The 2,228-nt window shown below is 72.2% G+C and carries 1 protein-coding gene; it reads right to left on the bottom strand.

Translation table 11 applies throughout. The annotated features are described in order from the left end of the window. Positions 1-2,228, bottom strand: a 2,228-nt coding sequence (glgB, locus tag IH13_RS0131575; RefSeq protein ID WP_234433467.1) for a 1,4-alpha-glucan branching enzyme, incomplete at both ends; no start/stop codon positions are given.

Genomic DNA, 2,228 nt, shown 5'->3' with positions numbered 1-2,228 from the left:
CTTCAGCGGCTCCTCGTTGCGGACGTCTCCGCCGCCGTAGCGGGCCGCGTCCGTGTTGATGACCTCCACCCAGGCCTCCGCGCCGTCCGGGACCCCGATGCGGTAGTCGTGCCGTACCACCGGGGAGAAGTGCGAGACCGCGATCAGCGGGGAGCCGTCCACGTCGTACCGGACGAACGAGAACGCGTTGTCCTCCGCCGCGCCGCCGTCGATCCAGGAGAAGCCGCCCGGGTCCGTGTCGCGCTGCCAGAGCGCGGGCAGCGCGTTGTACACCGCGTTCAGGTCGCTCACCAGGGTGCGCACGCCCCGGTGGTCGCCGGAGGCCTCGTACGTCTCGTCCAGCAGCCACCAGTCCGGGCCGTGGCCCTCGGACCACTCGGCGCCCTGGGCGAACTCCTGGCCCATGAAGAGGAGTTGCTTGCCCGGGTGGGCCCACATGAAGCCCAGGTAGGCCCGATGGTGGGCGCGGCGCTGCCACCAGTCGCCCGGCATCTTGCTGACCAGCGCCTGCTTGCCGTGCACCACCTCGTCGTGCGAGATCGGCAGGACGTAGTTCTCGCTGTACGCGTACACCATCGAGAACGTCATCTCGTCGTGGTGGTACTTGCGGTGGACCGGCTCCTTGGACATGTACACCAGGGAGTCGTGCATCCAGCCCATGTTCCACTTCAGGCCGAAGCCCAGGCCCCCCTGGTCCGTCGCCCGGGTGACGCCCTCCCAGGCGGTCGACTCCTCCGCGACCGTGACGACACCCGGATTGCGGCGGTAGACCGTCGCGTTCATCTCCTGGAGGAAGGCGACCGCGTCCAGGTTCTCCCGCCCGCCGAACTCGTTCGGCGACCACTGGCCGTCCTCGCGCGAGTAGTCGAGGTAGAGCATCGAGGCCACCGCGTCGACCCGCAGCCCGTCGATGTGGAACTCCTCGCACCAGTACGTGGCGTTGGCGACCAGGAAGTTGCGGACCTCCTTGCGGCCGTAGTCGAACTCCAGCGTCCCCCAGTCGGGGTGAGCGGCCCGCCTCGGGTCGGAGTGCTCGTACAGCGGACGCCCGTCGAACTCGGCGAGGGCCCAGTCGTCGCGCGGGAAGTGCGCGGGCACCCAGTCCATCAGGACGCCGATGCCCGCCGCGTGCAGCGAGTCGACCAGGAAGCGGAAGTCGTCCGGGGTGCCCAGCCGGGACGTCGGGGCGTAGAAGCCGGTGACCTGGTAGCCCCACGAGCCGCCGAAGGGGTGCTCGGCGACGGGCATCAGCTCCACATGGGTGAAGCCCAGCTCGCGTACGTAGGCCGGGAGTTGGGTGGCGAGCTGCCGGTAGCCGAGACCGGGACGCCAGGACGGCAGGTGCACCTCGTACACGGAGAACGGGGCCTCGTGCACCGGGCGGTCACCCCGGTGCGCCATCCAGTCCGCGTCCTGCCACACGTGGTGCGAGGCGGTGACCACCGAGGCGGTCGCGGGCGGCACCTCCGCCTGCCGGGCCATCGGGTCGGCGCGCAGCGTGTGCGTACCGTCAGGGCGGCAGATGTCGTACTTGTAGAGGGCGCCCTCGCCGACGCCGGGGAGGAAGAGCTCCCACACGCCCGTGGAGCCCAGCGAACGCATGGGGAAGGCCGCGCCGTCCCAGTAGTTGAAGTCACCCGCGATACGCACCCCGCGCGCGTCGGGCGCCCACACCGTGAAGCGGGTGCCCGCGACGCCCTGGTGCTCCATCGGCCGGGCGCCGAGCGCCTTCCACAGCTCCTCGTGCCGGCCCTCGCCGATCAGGTGCAGATCGAGTTCGCCGAGGGCGGGCAGGAAGCGGTACGGGTCGTCCACCTCGATCTCGTTGTCGTCGTACGTGATCACCAGGCGGTACGCGTCCGGGACGGCCGGGACCGGCAGGACGCCGGAGAAGAGGCCGTCGCCGTCGCTCTGCAGCTCGGCCCGCAGCCCCTCGGCCAGCACGGTGACCGCGCGGGCGAAGGGCCGGAGCACCCGGACGACCACCCCGCCCGGTGCGGGGTGCGCGCCCAGCAGCTCGTGCGGCGCGTGGTGCTCACCGGCGAGCAGCCGCCCCCGGTCCCCGTCCGCCAGGGCCGTGGCGGGAAGCGCGTCCCTGCTGCCGCCGCCGCGCCGGGGACGGGGCGGGATGGCGGCGGCCGGGACGGAAGTGGCGTCCGTCGAGGAGGGCGCCCCGGCGGTGAACTCGACGGTGACCTCCGTGGGGGCCTCGGCGGCGGGGGCGGGCG

The organism is Streptomyces sp. NRRL WC-3549 (assembly GCF_000721935.1).
Lineage (GTDB): Bacteria > Actinomycetota > Actinomycetes > Streptomycetales > Streptomycetaceae > Streptomyces.
Note: the sequence above shows the minus strand (reverse complement) of the source record. Positions and strands in the feature narration are given on the sequence as shown.